Origin of the sequence: Microbispora sp. H10830 (assembly GCF_014161375.1) — a bacterium.
Taxonomy (GTDB): Bacteria; Actinomycetota; Actinomycetes; order Streptosporangiales; family Streptosporangiaceae; genus Microbispora; species Microbispora catharanthi.
The window spans coordinates 571,698-587,009 of sequence record NZ_JABBWX010000003.1 but is presented as its reverse complement, the minus strand read 5'-3'; the positions used below and the strand labels follow the sequence as shown (position 1 = coordinate 587,009).

16 protein-coding genes are annotated in these 15,312 nt (G+C 72.1%); 8 read left to right on the top strand and 8 right to left on the bottom strand.

Annotation, left to right across the window (positions count from 1 at the left end):
• The first annotated feature begins 243 nt into the window (after positions 1-243).
• From HHX35_RS11940 to HHX35_RS11930, 3 genes are all read left to right on the top strand, one after another.
• Positions 244-1,083, top strand: a complete 840-nt coding sequence (locus HHX35_RS11940; protein WP_220505267.1) for an ATP-binding cassette domain-containing protein — start codon at positions 244-246, stop codon at positions 1,081-1,083.
• Positions 1,080-3,428 carry a YhgE/Pip domain-containing protein gene (locus HHX35_RS11935; protein WP_182898869.1) on the top strand — a complete coding sequence of 783 codons (2,349 nt, stop codon included), beginning with the start codon at positions 1,080-1,082 and terminating at the stop codon, positions 3,426-3,428. The genes HHX35_RS11940 and HHX35_RS11935 overlap by 4 nt, the downstream gene beginning before the upstream one ends.
• 66 nt (positions 3,429-3,494) lie before the next feature.
• The gene (locus HHX35_RS11930) at positions 3,495-4,097 is read left to right on the top strand and encodes a TetR/AcrR family transcriptional regulator (protein ID WP_182898868.1); all 603 of its coding nucleotides are present in this window, start codon (positions 3,495-3,497) and stop codon (positions 4,095-4,097) included.
• An 86-nt stretch (positions 4,098-4,183) separates the two neighbouring features.
• On the opposite strand, the gene HHX35_RS11925 is transcribed toward HHX35_RS11930, so the two are convergent.
• Positions 4,184-5,113 carry a hypothetical protein gene (locus HHX35_RS11925; RefSeq protein ID WP_182898867.1) on the bottom strand — a complete coding sequence of 310 codons (930 nt, stop codon included), beginning with the start codon at positions 5,111-5,113 and terminating at the stop codon, positions 4,184-4,186.
• 167 nt (positions 5,114-5,280) lie between these two features.
• Here HHX35_RS11925 and HHX35_RS11920 point away from each other — a divergent pair, with 167 nt between their 5' ends.
• Together HHX35_RS11920 and HHX35_RS11915 are read left to right on the top strand one after the other, a co-directional pair.
• On the top strand, positions 5,281-7,110 hold the full coding sequence (locus HHX35_RS11920) for a substrate-binding and VWA domain-containing protein (RefSeq protein ID WP_310739037.1): 1,830 nt from the start codon (positions 5,281-5,283) through the stop codon (positions 7,108-7,110).
• A 30-nt stretch (positions 7,111-7,140) separates the two neighbouring features.
• Positions 7,141-7,893 (top strand): hypothetical protein, encoded by a 753-nt coding sequence (locus tag HHX35_RS11915; RefSeq protein ID WP_182898865.1) that lies wholly within the window; start codon positions 7,141-7,143, stop codon positions 7,891-7,893.
• Between the two features lie 15 nt (positions 7,894-7,908).
• Here HHX35_RS11915 and HHX35_RS11910 read toward each other — a convergent pair whose 3' ends face one another.
• From HHX35_RS11910 to HHX35_RS11895, 4 genes are read right to left on the bottom strand one after another with little or no spacing between them, the layout of a single operon-like run.
• Entirely contained in the window at positions 7,909-8,286 is a 378-nt protein-coding gene (locus HHX35_RS11910; RefSeq protein WP_182898864.1) for a hypothetical protein, read from the bottom strand.
• Complete coding sequence (locus tag HHX35_RS11905; protein WP_182898863.1) at positions 8,280-8,750, bottom strand: thioesterase family protein; 471 nt, start codon at positions 8,748-8,750, stop codon at positions 8,280-8,282. Before HHX35_RS11905 ends, HHX35_RS11910 begins: the two co-directional genes overlap by 7 nt.
• 1 nt (position 8,751) lies before the next feature.
• Complete coding sequence (locus HHX35_RS11900) at positions 8,752-9,384, bottom strand: TetR/AcrR family transcriptional regulator (protein WP_182898862.1); 633 nt, start codon at positions 9,382-9,384, stop codon at positions 8,752-8,754.
• A 33-nt stretch (positions 9,385-9,417) separates the two neighbouring features.
• Positions 9,418-10,368, bottom strand: a complete 951-nt coding sequence (locus HHX35_RS11895) for a threonine/serine dehydratase (RefSeq protein ID WP_182898861.1) — start codon at positions 10,366-10,368, stop codon at positions 9,418-9,420.
• 76 nt (positions 10,369-10,444) lie between these two features.
• On the opposite strand from HHX35_RS11895, the gene HHX35_RS11890 reads away from it, so the two are divergent.
• Together HHX35_RS11890 and HHX35_RS11885 are read left to right on the top strand one after the other, a co-directional pair.
• A complete protein-coding gene (locus tag HHX35_RS11890) occupies positions 10,445-11,323 on the top strand; it encodes a LysR family transcriptional regulator (RefSeq protein ID WP_182898860.1) in 879 nt (292 codons plus the stop codon).
• A 112-nt stretch (positions 11,324-11,435) separates the two neighbouring features.
• Positions 11,436-12,650: a serine hydrolase gene (locus HHX35_RS11885; protein WP_259404963.1), complete on the top strand. Its 1,215-nt coding sequence runs from the start codon at positions 11,436-11,438 to the stop codon at positions 12,648-12,650.
• Positions 12,651-12,656: 6 nt separating this feature from the next.
• Here HHX35_RS11885 and HHX35_RS11880 read toward each other — a convergent pair whose 3' ends face one another.
• Positions 12,657-13,175 (bottom strand): hypothetical protein, encoded by a 519-nt coding sequence (locus tag HHX35_RS11880; protein ID WP_182898859.1) that lies wholly within the window; start codon positions 13,173-13,175, stop codon positions 12,657-12,659.
• A gap of 309 nt (positions 13,176-13,484) precedes the next feature.
• Positions 13,485-14,030: a TetR/AcrR family transcriptional regulator gene (locus tag HHX35_RS11875; RefSeq protein ID WP_182898858.1), complete on the bottom strand. Its 546-nt coding sequence runs from the start codon at positions 14,028-14,030 to the stop codon at positions 13,485-13,487.
• A gap of 63 nt (positions 14,031-14,093) precedes the next feature.
• Between HHX35_RS11875 and HHX35_RS11870 the strand changes: the two genes are divergently transcribed.
• On the top strand, positions 14,094-14,963 hold the full coding sequence (locus HHX35_RS11870; RefSeq protein ID WP_182898857.1) for a hypothetical protein: 870 nt from the start codon (positions 14,094-14,096) through the stop codon (positions 14,961-14,963).
• A 42-nt stretch (positions 14,964-15,005) separates the two neighbouring features.
• On the opposite strand, the gene HHX35_RS11865 is transcribed toward HHX35_RS11870, so the two are convergent.
• Entirely contained in the window at positions 15,006-15,281 is a 276-nt protein-coding gene (locus HHX35_RS11865; RefSeq protein ID WP_142562592.1) for a helix-turn-helix transcriptional regulator, read from the bottom strand.
• Positions 15,282-15,312 lie beyond the last annotated feature (31 nt).

Genomic DNA, 15,312 nt, shown 5'->3' with positions numbered 1-15,312 from the left:
GCCACTGGCGCGGCAACGACACCGAGTCCACCGGCCCGGGGGCCAGGTGTCGGCGTTCACCCTGAACAGCGCGACCTGACCCCTGCGAGGGGCCGACCCATCCGTGGGCCCGCCCGGTCCGGGTTCTCCTCCTCGCGGACCTCGCGGTGTAGGTGAGATCACACTCTCTCCGGGCAAAGGCGGCACGTTTCCGGCGCTACTCTTTTGTACCGACTGGTCAGTGCAAAAGAATGGAGCACAGACGTGGATGCCGGGCGGACCGCCGGGGACGTCACCCCCTCAGCCGGAACTCCCGCCGGGCCGTCCGGCGGCGGCATGATCGGCGGCGTGTTCGGCGGCGTCGAGGTGGAGGCGCGGGAACTGGGCCTGCGGGGTGGTCACGGCTGGGTCTACCGGCACGTCTCACTGCGCGCGGCCCCCGGGACGCTCACCGTCGTCACGGGCGAGGCGGGCAGCGGGCGTACGAGCCTGCTGCTCACTCTCGCGGGACGGATGAAGCCCACCGAGGGGACGCTCACCGTCGGCGGCCTGGCGACGCCCCACAGGATCAGGCAGGTCGCCGCCCTCGGGCTCTTCACCGAGGTGAACCCGTTCGACGACGCCCTGACCGTATGGGAGCACCTGCAGGAGCGGCTGCGCCCGCACGGGTTCCTGTGGCGCAGGCGGCACCCGGACGCCGCGCGGTCGGCGCTCGCCCACGCCGGCCTCGACCCGGACGAACTGCCGCACGGCGACCGGACCCTGACCAGGGAGCTCACCCGGGACCAGGCGGTGCGGCTGGGCGTCGCGCTCGCCCTGCTCGACCAGCCGGGCCTGCTCCTCGTGGACGACGCCGGCACCGGTATCCCTGCGGGCAGGCGGCACGAGCTGTGGGACATCCTGCGCGGACTCGCCGACCAGGGGCTCACCGTCGTCGCGGCATGCACCGACGCCGAGGAGGCGACCGGCGCGGCCACCACGCTGCTGCCGCTGCCCGTCCCCGCTCCCCCGCCGCCTCCCCCGCCGCCTCCCCCGCCGCCTGTCGCGGCGGACGACACCGGCGCGGCGCGCGGCGATGCGGCGGAGGAAGGAGAACGTCGATGAGGGTCCCCATCCCCGGCCGGCTCGAACTGCGCAGGTTCATGCGCTCGCGGCTCACCAGAGCCGCACTGGTCGCCGTGATCATGCTGCCTTTGCTGTACGCCGGGCTCTACCTGTGGTCGTTCTGGGATCCCCAGGCGAACCTGAACCGCGTACCGGTGGCCCTCGTCGTGGAGGACCGTCCCGCCACCGCAGCCGGCGCCGCGGGAGGCCCGCCGAGCACGGTGGACGCGGGCCGCGAACTCGCCTCCGAACTGGAGCAGCGCAAGGTCTTCGCCTGGCACCGGGTCGACGCGGCCGAGGCCGACAGGGGTGTCCGCGATGGCCGCTACTACCTGTCGCTCACGATCCCGGCCGACTTCAGCGCCGACCTCGCCTCCCCCTCCGGTGAGGGCACGACGCGCCCCGCCCAGCTCGGCGTACGGGTGGACACCGGGCGCAGCTACATCATGCGGACGATCTCGGACGCCGTGTTCCGCGAGGTCAAGGAGGCGGCCGGGCGAAGTGCGGTCAAGGACTACCTGGACCAGATCTTCCTGTCCTTCGGCGAACTGCACGACAAGACCTCTCAGGCGGCCGACGGCGCCGACCGGTTGCACGACGGAGCCGCCGCCGCGAGCGACGGCGCCGCCTCGCTGGCCAAGGGGCTCGGGTCCGCGCAGGACGCGACCGGCAAGCTGTCGTCCGGAGCGGACGCCCTGTACGGCGGATCGAAGCAGCTGACGAGCGGGTTGCACCAGGCCAGGACCGGCTCGGCCTCCCTGTCCGCCGGCCTGTCGAAGGCGGCCACGGGCGCGGCCGACCTGCGCAAGGGCCTGTCCGCGCTCGACAAGGGGGCGGCCAAACTGGCCGAGGGCAACCGCGAGGTCTACCGCCAGGTCCACACCCTGTCTCCCACCGTCAACCGAGCGGCCGACAAGTACGTCCCCGTGCTGGAGAAGAACGGCGACCGCATCCGGCAGGCCGCGCTCACCCTCGCGGAGGGCGCCGACGGCTTCGCCGACGCGCTCGACGGTCTGCCCCGAGAGGTGCAGGGATCGGCGGGCACGGCCAGGCAGGACCTGCGTGCGGTCCAGCGCTGGCTGAGCGCCCATCCCGACGCCGACCCCGAGCTGCGCGCGCTGGTCGAGCGGGCCGCCGGGTCGGCGGGCGACCTCGCGTCGGCCGCCGGACGGCTGCAGAACCGCCTCGGCGCCCAAACGGGCAGGCTCGACGGCCTCGCCGGCACGGCTCGGGCGGTGGCGGACGACGCCCGCGAACTGGCCGCCGCCGCGCCCGGTGTCGGCAGCGCGCTGGACGACGCCCGCGACAAGTTCAACCAGCTGGACAAGGGGCTCAGGCAACTGGCCGACGGAGCGTCCGCCCTCCGCGACGGCGCGGGCAAGGCGTTGAACGGAGCCTCCTCACTGTCGCGCGGTCTCGCCACGCTGGACAACGGCGCGCGGAGCCTGTCCACCGGCCTGGCCGGACTCGACAACGGAGCGACCACTCTCAACACCGGGCTCGCCTCGCTCGCCTCCGGTGCGGGCAAGCTCGACAACGGCATCGGCAAGCTGCAGCGGGGGGCAGGCAAGCTCGACTCCGGGCTGGTCAAGCTGACCGACGGCTCGGGCGAGCTGGCCGGCAAGCTCGGCGACGGGGCCGCCCGGATCCCCGACTACGGCACGCGGGAGCGCGACAGCCGTACGGACATGATGAGCGACCCCGTCCGGCTCGCCACCGAGGTGGACAACGAGGTGCCCAACTACGGGACCGGGTTCGCGCCGTTCTTCGTGCCGCTCGCGCTGTGGGTCGGCGCGATGGTGACGTACATGCTGCTGCGGCCGCTCAACCCGCGCCTGCTCGCCGGGTCGGCGCCGGCGTGGCGCACGGCCCTCGCGGGCTGGCTGCCCGGGCTCGCGATGGGGACGCTCCAGGTGGCGGTGCTGCTCGCCGTGCTGCGCTTCGGCCTGGGGCTGGAGGCGGCGAACTGGCCGGGCACGGTGGCCTTCCTCGTGCTGGTCACGGCGGCGTTCCTCGCCGTCGTGCAGGCGGTCAACGCGCTGCTCGGGCCGCCCGGACGGGTGGCGGTGCTGGCACTGCTCATGCTGCAGCTCACCTCGTCGGCGGGCACTTATCCGATCGAGACCTCCCCCGGGTTCTTCCAGGCCATCTCGCCGTGGCTGCCGATGAGCTGGGTGGTGTCGGCGATGCGCCGCCTCGTCAGCGGTGGCGACACCGCCGTGGTGTGGCAGGCTTGCGGCGTGCTGTCCGCGTTCGTCGCCCTCGGTCTCGCCCTCACCGTGCTCGCCGTCCACCGCGGCCGCACGTGGTCGATGCGCCGCCTCAAGCCGGAGCTCTCCCTGTGAGCCGCCTCAAGCCGGAGCTCTCCCTGTGAGCCGCCTCAAGCCGGAGCTCTCCCTGTGAGCCGCCCCGTGGACGGTCCGGCGAAGGAGCAGGGCGGCAGGCGGGCCGAGACGCGGCAGCGGCTCTACCGGGCCGCGGCCGACCTCATCGCCGAGCAGGGGTTCGCCGCCACGACCGTCGACGCGATCGCCGAACGCGCGGGGGTGGCCAAGGGCACCGTCTTCTACAACTTCGGCAGCAAGGAGGCGCTGTTCGCCGGCCTGCTCGACCACGGGATCGAGCGGCTCGCCGACGCCCTCGCCGAGGCCGCGCGCGGCCCCGCCGCCTCGCCGGTCGCCGTGCTCGACGCGCTCATGCTCGCCCAGCTCCGCTTCTTCGACGAGTACGGGCCGTTCGCCCGGGTGCTGCTGGCCGAGATGTGGCGGGCGGCCTGGCAGGACGCCGTCCTGAGGCTGCGTACGAGCGTGCTCGCGGTGTACGAGCGGGTTCTCTCGGACGCCGTCGAGGCCGGCGAGCTGCGCCCCGGCCTCGACACCGGCACCGCGGCCACGGCCGTCTTCGGCATGGTGCTCACCGTCGCCATCGAGCGTCGCGCGCTGCGCCCCGACCAGCCGGTCGAGGACGTGCACGCGACCCTGGCCGAGCTCGTCCACCGCCGCATCTCGCCCTGACCGCCCCTCGATGACCGGCCTTCCCGGCGACGGCTCCCGCTCGAGCCGGGACTCGCCGCCGGCATGACGTCGGGAAGCGCGCGGCCTCAGACGAAGAGTTCGTCCACCGACGTCACCGTCACCGCCCGGCGAATCCACTTCTCCAGTAGATGCAGGTCGGAGCATCGGCTGATCCGCTCACGTGCTTCGGCGGGAATGTCCAGCCCACGGGCGTCGAGCACGGTGAGGATCGCCTCGATCTCGCCCTCCGCGCGGCCCTGTTCCAGACCCTGTTCCCGGCCCTGTTCCCGGCCCTGTTCCAGACCCTGTTCCAGACCCTTGTTCACCCACTCGGAGAAGTAGCGGGCGCCGATCACCTTCTCGTAGTCGGCTGACGCTGTCATCAGAAGCTCCTTCAGGCGCTCGCCCACTACTGTGGGTACCAGACCGAACACGTAACTCAAATATAGCTGGGCGCCCTTCCGGTCCAGCTCGTTCAGGCCCTCCAGCATGACCTCCATCGCCTTATCGATGTCGGGGTGGTCGCCGTTCATGGCCACCGACAACACGGCCAGCTCGGGGTGCCTGCGCGCCTCGCCCGGGTCGGTGATCAGAGGCAGGCGGTCCGAATGAATCGCCACCGGGGTGACGGTCCCGCTCGGCCCCATGGAGATGGGCTGCTCGCACCAGCGGCCCACCGCCCGGTTCATGCAGATCACCAGCAGGGCGGTGTCACACTGCAGCCGGGCCCGCAGCGCGGCGGCGTACACAGGCCAACTGAAGCGCTTCTTCGCGTCACGACGCAACTGCACCTCGACGATCACCGCCAGGCGGGCCGTTCCCGAGCCGTCTCGGAGCACCACGACCGCGTCGGCGCGGTACTCCACGGAGGTCAGTTGCGTGGCGTCCACCGCCTCTGCCGTGGCCCTGGCGAACCGGGGCAGCTCGATGCCGCCGACCTCACGTAACAGCGCCACGGCGGCGATGGGCTGGTTGTGGAAGAAATCGACGGTCTGCTGATGGATGAACTTCGGCACGCGGGAGACATTACTCAAAGTGTTCGAGTCATTACCGAGAATTACCAAGCTCTGTGGATGGGCGCGGGAACGGGGCTGGGGCGTTAGCAGGACGAGATGATCGGCAACTAACGTGATCCGCCGTTCGTCGGGATAAATGCAGGTATCCCGTGACAATGGAGGAGACCGTGTACCCCCCACCGCAGCAGAAGCGCCGCCGCAGCGTGGCTCCGTTCGTCATCGCGGTCATCTTCGCGGGAGCGCTCATCGTCGGGCTGAAGTTGCTGTTCGGCGGGGCCTCGGGCGGCGGCGGGAACGCCGGTGACGACGAGGGCGGGAACGCGAGCAGACGCGCCTGCGGCGACGACGGGATCACGCTGACCATCGCCGCCTCGAGCGAGAAGGCCGAACTGCTGCGCACGATGGCCAACGCCTACAACGGCCACAAGGTGGACGGGCAGTGCGTGGACGTGGTCGTGAACTCCAAGGCGTCCGGTGGGGCGATGCAGGCCCTGGCGCGCGGCTGGGACGAGCGGCAGGACGGCCCGAAGCCGGACGTCTGGACGCCGGCGAGCACCGGCTGGGTCACCCTCCTGCGGCAGCGCGTCGAGGGCGGCGACCAGGCGTCGCCGGTGGCCGCGGACAACCCGACGATCGCCACGTCTCCGCTGGTCATCGCGATGCCCAAGCCGATGGCCCAGGCGCTCGGCTGGCCGTCCAAGAAGATCGGCTGGTCGGAGATCCTGGACCTCGCCAACGACCCCAAGGGCTGGGCGAAGTACGACCACCCGGAGTGGGGCAAGTTCCGCCTCGGCAAGACGAACCCGAACTTCTCCACTTCCGGTCTCAACGCGACCGTCGGAGCGTACTTCGCCGCCACCGGGCTGTCGGGCGACCTGACGGAACGGGACGTCGCCGCGGCGAAGACACGTGACTTCGTGAAGGGGGTCGAGCGGTCCATCGTCCACTACGGCGACACGACTCTGACCTTCCTGTCCAACCTCCAGCACGCCGACGACTCGGGAACGGCCATGTCGTACATCTCCGCCGTGACGGTGGAGGAGAAGTCGGTGTGGGACTACAACCGGGGCAACCCGACGGGCGATCCCAAGACACTCGGCGACCACGCCAAGCCGAAGGTGCCGCTGGTCGCGATCTACCCAAAGGAGGGCACGCTCTTCTCCGACCACCCGTACGCCGTGCTGTCCTGGGCGGACGCCGCGAAGAAGGCCGCGGCGGCGGACTTCCTGAAGTATCTGCGGGAGCCCGATCGGCAGCGGGAGTTCGAGAAGTACGCCTTCCGGTCGTTCGACAGCAAGCCGGGCGACCTCATCACCACCGCCAACGGCCTCGACCCCAAACAGCCGGCGACCACCCTCAGCACCCCGACTCCGCAGGTGCTGGACCGGATCCTCAAGAGCTGGGCCGAGCTGCGCAAGCCCGCCAACGTGCTGATGGTGATGGACGTCTCCGGCTCGATGGGCGCCGACGTCGCAGGCACCGGCAAGACCAAGCTCGACCTCGCCAAGCAGGCCGCGATCAACGCGCTGCCGCAGTTCGGACCCAACGACCGCGTCGGCCTGTGGTTGTTCAGCCTCAAGCAGGACGGCGACAAGGACTACCGCGAGCTCGTCCCCCTTGGCAGGGGCAACCAGTCGCGGCTCAAGAGCCGCATCAACGGCCTGATCCCCAACGGCGGCACGGGGTTGTACGACACGGCCCTCGCGTCGTACCAGTACGTGATGCGGCACCAGAGCGGCGACGCGATCAACGCGGTCGTGTTCCTGACGGACGGCAAGAACGAGGACAACCACTCCATCTCGCTCGAGAACCTGCTGCCCGACCTGCGTAAGGAGGCCGGGCAGGAGACCGTGCGGATGTTCACCATCGCGTACGGCGGCGACGCCGACCTCAACGTCCTGCGGCGCATCTCGCAGGCCACGGACGCGGCGGCCTACGATTCGCGCAAGCCGGGAAGCATCGACGAGGTGTTCACCGCCGTCATCTCCAACTTCTGATCGACCCCACCGTCCGACCTGGGAGCCCCCTTGTCCCGCTTCACCGAGGAACTCCGCGACCCCTGGGCGCTGCTCCTGGGCGCCACCGCCGCGGGCGCGGCCTGGGCGGTCGGCGTCCCTGTTGTGGGGGTGCCCGTCGCCGGGGTCGCGGCCTGGCTCATCAAGGCGTTCGCCTCCGCGTGGCAGTCCACCGGAGGCGAGAGCCGTACGGAACCGCAGGCACCGCCGGTCGCGAAGGGGAGCGCCGAGGAGGCGTGGCTGCGGCGGGCGGAGCGGGCCGCCGCGTCGTTCGCCGACCTGACCGCCTCGATGCGCGGGCAGCTCCTGCTCGACCGGATCGCGGCGATGCGCCCGCAGGTGGACGACACCATCGGCACGCTGCGCCGGCTGGCCGGGCACGCCTCCGTCACCGGCTCGGCGCTGGCCCGCTTCGACCCCCGGTTCCTGGAGCAGGAGCGCGAACGGCTCACGCAGGCGCGGCGGACGGCCCGGCAGGAGGTCGCGGGCGAGCTCGACCGGTCGATCGCCGCCCTGGACGCGCAGCGCGAGGTGTACGACAGGTTGTCGGGCGCGCGGGAGCGGGTGCTGGCCCGGCTGCAGTCGGGCGCCATCAGCCTGGAGGGCCTGGTCGCACGGGCCGTCGAGATCTCCGCCATGACGGCGGCCTCCGACGGCGCGGGCGGCGGCGCCCAGGCGCTCGACGAGCTGACCTCGGAGCTCGAACTGACCCGGCAGAGCCTGCACGAGGTCGAGGAGTCCGCCCGGCACGACATCGGCCCCTGAGCCCTGTTTCCTCGCTCAGCCCGAGGAGGCGGTCATCGCGTGCCACAGGACCGCCTTGTCCACTGCGCCGACCTGCCACGTGCGGGAACGCAGCGTGCCCCGATGCCGGTACGCGCGCATGATCTCGACATGCGCGCGCAACCGCACGAACTCCCGCAGATCGCTCTCACTGCGCCACACCGACAGCGAACCGACCCGGCGGCCGGGGATGTCCGCCCACAACCACATGCCGACCGCGCCGGGCAGCGACGGCCACAGGCGACTCAGCGACAGGCCGCGCCGCGCGATGCCGGGCAGGTCGAGCATCCGGTCCGTCCGGAAGTCCGTCAGCGCGGCCACCAGCGGTCCCGGCCGCTCCGCCGCGGGCCCGGCGATCCAGCGCGACCTCAGCACGGCGCCGCCTCCGGCAGCACCGCGAGCGCCGTGCGCAGCAGAGGCGCGGCGGCCTCGCGGATCTCGTCGCTGAACGGCGTCGGCCGGAAAGTGGCCGGATCCAGGTTGACGTTGACGCGGTAGCCCTCGGCGTGCACGGTGGCCTGGTCCGGGGCGCGGTCCGCGGACAGCACGCGAAAGCCGTACACCCCGCTGGTGCGTCCCATCCGCTCCAGCCAGAAGTGCACCAGCTGCTCGCCCGGCTCCGCGATGGGCACGTGGTAGGTCACCTTGAACTCGCGTACGGCCATCAGCACGTCCCTGAAGGCCGACCGGGCGGGGTCGGCCGCCCAGCCGAGCCGGTGCCAGTAGGCGCCGATCGCCCGCTCGACCAGCACGGCGTAGCGCGAGTTGTGCAGCAGCCCCATCGCGTCGAGGTCGTCGAAATACACCTGGACGGTCTCGTGGACGCCACCTGCGGTCATGTCAGTCCTCCGGGAGAAGTGCGGGGTCGGGGCAGAGCGCGCGCAGGCGCTGCAGCACGCCGCGGCGGGCATGGACGAGGGCCTGCGCCCCGTCGTGCAACCGGGAATGGATGATCACCATCTCGCCGAGCGCGTCGATCTCGTAGGCCAGCTGGGCCGGATCGGCGCCGCCGGTCAGTTCGCCCAGCGTCACGGCCTCCGCGACCAGCCGGCGGATGAGCCCCTGCCACTCGCGCATGGCGCGCGAGAGCCGGTCGCGGACGGCTCCGGGACGGTCGTCGAACTCGGCCTGCACGGCGAAGAAGAAACACCCGCCGGGCAGCACGCCATCGCCGTAGAAAGCCAGCCGCGCCTCGTGCAGCGCGAACAGGCGCCGTACGCCCGCGGGGGCGCGCAGAGCGGGCCCCACCACCTGCTCGGTCCACTGCCGGACGGCCCACTCCACGGCGTCGAGCTGCAGTTGCTCCTTGTCACGCCAGTGCGCGAAGAGCCCGGACTTGCTGACGCCGGTCGCCGTCGCCAGCCGCCCCAGGGAGAGCCCGTCGAGCCCTTCGACGGAGGACAGCTCCACCGCCTGCCGGAGGATCGTCTCGCGGCTGCGCAACCCGCGCAGCCGCCGGCCGTCTTGTGTCACCCGGGCAAACTATACGAACGACCGGTCGGTCGTCTACTCGGCTGACACCAGGAGACGGGCGAGTTCGGCCGGGCCGGCGTTGCCGCCCGTGCACACAACGGCGACCTTGCGCCCGGCGAACTCCTCGCGCCGGGCCAGGAGTCCGGCGAGCGCGGCGGCCCCCGCCCCCTCGGCCAGGGTGTGGGCCTCGGTGAGCAGCAGCCGCTGGGCCCGCAGGATGTCGTCGTCGTCCACCAGCACGAAGTCGGCCAGACCATCCCGCATCACGGCCTGCGGGAGCGCGAACGCGGAACCGGTGGCGAGCCCTTCCACGACGGTCTTTATGGGCCTGGTCACCGGTTCCCGCAACCGCCAGGAGTCGTGCGCGGCCGGAGCCTGGGCCGACTGGACGGCGATCACCCGGCAGCCCGGCGCGAGCGCGGCGGCGGCGAGGCACGCGGCGGCGGCCCCGCTGCCGCTGCCCACCGGCACGAACACCGCCTCCAGGTCCGGCCGGGCGGTGAACATCTCGACGTAGAGCGTGCCCACCCCGGCCAGGATGTCCGGCTCGTCGGCCGGGCTGATCAGCCTGCGTCCCGCGCGTTCGGCGAGGTCGCGCGCGTGCTCGGCGGCCTCCACCATCGTCGCGCCCCGGACCTCGACGGTCGCCCCGAGAGCCTCGACCGCGGCGACCTTGGCGGGGTTCGGGTTCTCCGGCATCAGGACGGCGCACGGCACGCCGTACAGGCGGGAGGCGTACGCGACGGACTGGGCGTGGTTGCCGGTCGAGTACGTGACGACCCCGCGACGGCGATCGGCCATGCGGGCCAGCAGCGTGATGCCGCCGCGCACCTTGAAGGCCCCCGTGGGCTGGACGTTCTCGTGCTTCACATGGACCTCGGCGCCGACCGCCGCGTCGAGCACGGGATAGGACCACATGGGAGTCTCGGGCAGGTGCGGGGCGATGAGCCGCCGGGCGTCCAGGATGTCGCGGATGTCGGTCATGGCTCCCAGCCTGGCCGCCGACGGGACAATAGGTCCAACTGAAGTTCCGAGGCGAAACCATAGACGGGATTGATGAATGCCGCTCGACGTCGTACGACTGCGGGTGCTCGTGGCCGTGGCCAGGACCGGCACGGTGACCGCCGCGGCGCGGGAGCTGCACTACTCGCAGCCCTCGGTGAGCCACCACCTCGCCCGGCTGGAGGCGGAGACGGGCGCGAAGCTGGTGCGGCGCGTGGGGCGCGGCATCCGCCTCACCGAGGCGGGCCGCCTGCTCGCCGAACGGGGCGCGGAGATCCTCGGCCGCCTCGACGCGGCGTCCGCGGAGCTCGCCGCGCACCTCGGGCTGCGGGCCGGACGCGTACGGCTGGCCGCGTTCCCCTCGGCTCTCGGCACGTTCGTCCCGGCCGCCGCCGCGCGGCTCGCGCAGGACCATCCGGGGCTGGACCTGCGGCTGATGGAGGCCGAGCCGCCCGAGGCGCTGCGCCTGCTGCGGGCCGGCCGGGTGGACGTCGCCGTGGTCTTCCGCTATGGCGAGACCGCTCCCGAGGACGACGGCGTCCGCCTCGTCCACCTGCTCGACGACCCGAGTCTCCTCGTCACCCCCGCGGCGTACGGCGGCGCGGGAACTCTGGCGGCGTGCGCGGACGGGCCGTGGATCGCGGGGTGCGAGCGGTGCCGCGCGCACCTGCTCGCGCTGTGCGCCGAGGCGGGCTTCGAGCCGCGCGTCTCGTTCACCACGGACGACTACGTGGCCGTGCAGGCCATGGTCGCGGCCGGGCTGGGCGTGGCGCTCCTCCCCCGGCTGGCGCTGTCGGCCCACCGCCACCCGGACGTGCGGGTGTCCGAGCTGCCGGGGTCAGACCGCCGGGTCTACGCCGCGACGTACGGCGAGCCTCCCGACCCGCCCGCCGTCGCCGCCCTGGTCGCGGCCCTCCTGCCCCAAACAGATGCGTGATATGTCTGCGGCGACGACGTTGATCCACTAGAAATTGGACATGCAGAAAATGTCGCTGTTCGCGTCCACATCTGAGGATCAGGGAGGTCTGAGCAGGAGGAACTTCCTCCAAATGGGCGCCATCGCGGTGCCCGCCCTCACGTTCGGTTCGAGGATGCTCCCCGCGCCCGTCGTGGAGGCCACCGGGGTGGCGCCGGCCTCGCTCGCCGGGTTCGACACGCTGATGAAGACCTACATCAAGGAGCGAGGGATCACCTGCGGCCAGCTCGCCGTCTCCAAGGGCGGCAGGCTGGTGCTCGCCAGGGGCTACCGATACTCCGACGGCAGCCATGCCGTTCCCGCCGTGTCGCCCACGTCGCTGTTCCGCATCGCGAGCCTGAGCAAGCACATCACCGCCATCGCGATCATGCGGCTCGCCCAGGAGGGCAAGCTCAGCCTGACCGCCTCGGCCGCGAAGCTCCTCGGCCTGTCCACCTCGGCCGACTCCCGGCTGGCGAACGTGACGGTGTGGCGGCTGTTGCAGCACACCGGGGGCTGGGACCGGGACGTCTCCGGCGACTACCTGCACATGGACCTCACCATCGCCAAGGCGCTCGGCGTGCCGCTGCCGATCACCCAGGACCACATCGTCACGTACGCGAGCGCCCGGCCGCTCGACTTCGCCCCCGGCACGAAGTTCGCCTACAGCAACTACGGCTATCTGCTGCTGGGCCGGATCATCGAGAAGGTCTCCGGGATGGGCTACGAGGCCTACGTCAGGCAGAAGGTCCTGGCGCCTCTCGGCATCACGCGTCCGCGGCTGGGCCGTACGCTCCGGACGCAGGCCGCCTCCGGTGAGGTGATCTACGAGTCGCGCTACACGGGTCAGACCATCCTGGACCAGTCCGGCCAGGTCCTGCCCGCGCCGTACGGCGGGGGGTTCAGCATGGCCTGCCAGGGCCCCAACGGCGGCTGGATCGCCTCCGCGGCCGACCTGGTGCGCCTGGCGAAGGTGCTCGACGCGCCGAACACGGTGCTCAACTCGACCTCCATCGCCAGGATGCTCGCCAAGCCCGAGATCGGCGCGAACCAGTACGGCTCCTGGTATGGCGCCGGCCTGTGGGTGCGCCAGGTGACGGGACACGTCAACACCTGGCACGACGGCTCACAGCCCGGCACCTACACCTACATCGCGCGCCTGCAGAACGGCGTCACCTACGCCGCGCTGTTCAACCGGCGGGAGGAGAGCGGCTCGCCCGACTTCGACGTGCTCGCCGACCTGTTCAACACCCAGATCGGGAAGGTGCGCTCCTGGCCCGCCGGCGACCTCGGCTCGCGCTACTTCTGACGAGGCTCAGCTGGGACTCGGCGTGGGCGCGTCGTTGTCCAGCTCCACGGCGCTCCACTCGGCGACACCGCTGCCCGGCAGCTGACTGATCCGGGACTCGAACGTGGCGGTGCCGTCCGTCGCATCGTCGTCCTCCTCGGCGAAGACGAGGAGGGACTGCCACTCGCTGTACCGGTCCGCGGGGAAGAGCAGCCGGGGGCCGATCAGCAGGTCCGAGTCGCCGGACAGCCGCTGGCTGTCGACGGTCACCCAGCCGTACGACGGCCTCTGGCTGAGCCGTACGTAGATGAGCGCCGAGCCTCCTTCGGGCACGACCACCTGGGCGGGCGTGACGATGACGCTCGGCGTGGCGCTCACACTCGGCGTGGGAGTGGGAACCGGGCTCGGCAGCAGGCGTACCTCGCCGGCCGATCCGCGCGGCGCGGCGTCGGCCGTGCCCGGGACGAGCCCGGTCACCGCGGACGCGGTGGCCACGACGACCGCGAGGACGGCCGAGCGACGTAACCGGCCGTGGGGGAATCGCATCGGCACCTCCATGGTGAGCTGACCAACCGCCTCGGGCCGGCTGCCACCACTCGCCGGCGATGCTCCCAGCGTCCGGTCTGCCTCGCGGCCTGTACAGGAACCGCCCCTGCGGCGGCGGCCCGAGACCGCGGGCGCGCGACCGGCCGCCCGCCGTCTACCTGAGGGAAACGCCGCCGGACACGGACCGCCCAGCCGGCGACGACCGGTGAAAGATTCAGCGGCCGGCATCCCGGCCCGCCGGACTCGCGGCCGTCGACGACGATGCCGCGTGAGGCGGCGGACCGGCTCCTTCCGAGCGGGGCCGGGGGATCACGGCGGGAGGTCGAGACCCATCTCGGCGACGGCCGTCTCGACGAACTCGGCGGGGTCGTCGAGCATGCCGATCCGGCGGAGCGCGGCGACGCCGACGTAGACGCCGTACCCCGCGAGGACGCGCCGCCGGGCGAGGTCGGGGGGCTGGCCCAGCTCCTCGAGCGTCTGCCGCATGACGTCCAGGCGGCGCGCGGTGACGCGGCGCGCGACCTCGGCGACAGCGGGGTCGTCGGCCGCGCCGATCAGGCGGAAGGCGATCGCGGCGTCACGTGTGTCACCGAAGGCGGCCCCGAGGAGGGTGCGCATCCGCCGGGCCGGGTCGGTGATCTCCCACAGATTCGCGATGATCTGCTCGGAGTCCGCCTCCCACAGCGCGAGCGCGGCCTCGATGAGTTTCCGACGATTGGCGAAGTGCCAGTAGAAGCTGCCCTTCGTCACCCCGAGCCGGGCCGCCACGGGCTCCACGGCCACGGCGGCGAAGCCGTCTTCGGCGAGGGCGTCGAGCGCCGCCCTCGCCCAGTCCTGCGCGCTCACCCTCCCCATCCCGCCAGTCTTCCATACGCCAGCGTATAGTCGAGACCATACGCAACCGTATGGAGGTCAGCGATGGTGCACAACGTGCACGAACGAGTCGTCTCCGCAACTCCGGACCAGGTATGGAGCGTGCTCGGCACACTCGGATCCGAGCGCGACCGCCTCTGGCCGCTCCCCGGCACGTTCGCACTGCCGGAGGGCCTCGCCGAGGGCGCACCCGTACGGCACGGCCCGATGAGATACCGGGTCGGGGTTGTCGAGCCCGGCAGCCGGCTCTGGTTCGACACCCCGGACGCCTTCAGCGGGGGCCACGGATTCACCCTTGCTCCGGCCGAGGGCGGCACGCTGGTCCGGCACGAGATCACAGGACGCACGCTGGGGGCGATGCGCCTGCTGTGGCCGCTCGCCATCCGGCGCAAGCACAACGCGGTGGTGGAGGCCCTGCTCGACAACCTGGACCGGGAGGTCTCGGGGGCACCGCCGATCCTGCCCGACCCCGAGTTCGCCGAACGGCACGCCGTCGCCATCGAGGCGAGCGCCGACCGCGTGTGGGCCGCGCTGGCGTCGCTGCGGTTCACGCGCGGCTTCGTCCCCCTGCGGGAGAGGCCTGGACACGAGGTCACGGTCGGCCTGGCCGGCCGGTGGTGGCGACCACCCGCAAGGGTGAACGAGCCCCGCCTCGCCGGGCCGGCCGACTTCACGGCCTTCGCGCGACCGGGCTACGCGAAGGGCACGTTCTCCTTCACCCTGCACACCCTGGGTGGCGGGCGAACGCTGCTGGTGACCGAGACGAGGGTGGTCACGACGAGCCCGGCCGCGCACCGGGCCATGCGCCGATACTGGCGAGTGATCCGGCCGGGCAGCGGCCTGATCAGGAGGCTCATGCTCGTCGCGGTACGGCGCCGCGCGCTCGGCAAGGGCCTGGCACCCGGCCCGCCGTAGGGGCCGCACCGTGCACCCTTGCCGGGCGACGCCGGCGAGCCGTCAGCCGGCTTGGCGGAACTCGGCGGCCTGAGGACCTTCGGCACAGGCCGCGGCCAGTTCGTCCAATGACAGGCCCAGCGCGGCGGCGAGCGCGGCGACGGTGAAGAAGGCCGGGGTCGGCGCGCGGCCGGTCTCGATCTTGCGCAGCGTCTCGGCCGACAGCCCGGCCGCCGCGGCGACCTCGACCATGCTGCGCTCGCCGCGCGCCTGCCGGAGCAGGACGCCGAACCGCTCCCCCCGCTGCCGCTCCTCGGGGGTCAGGGGCACTCTAACCATGACCGTGATACTAATACCGGTATAGTTATTG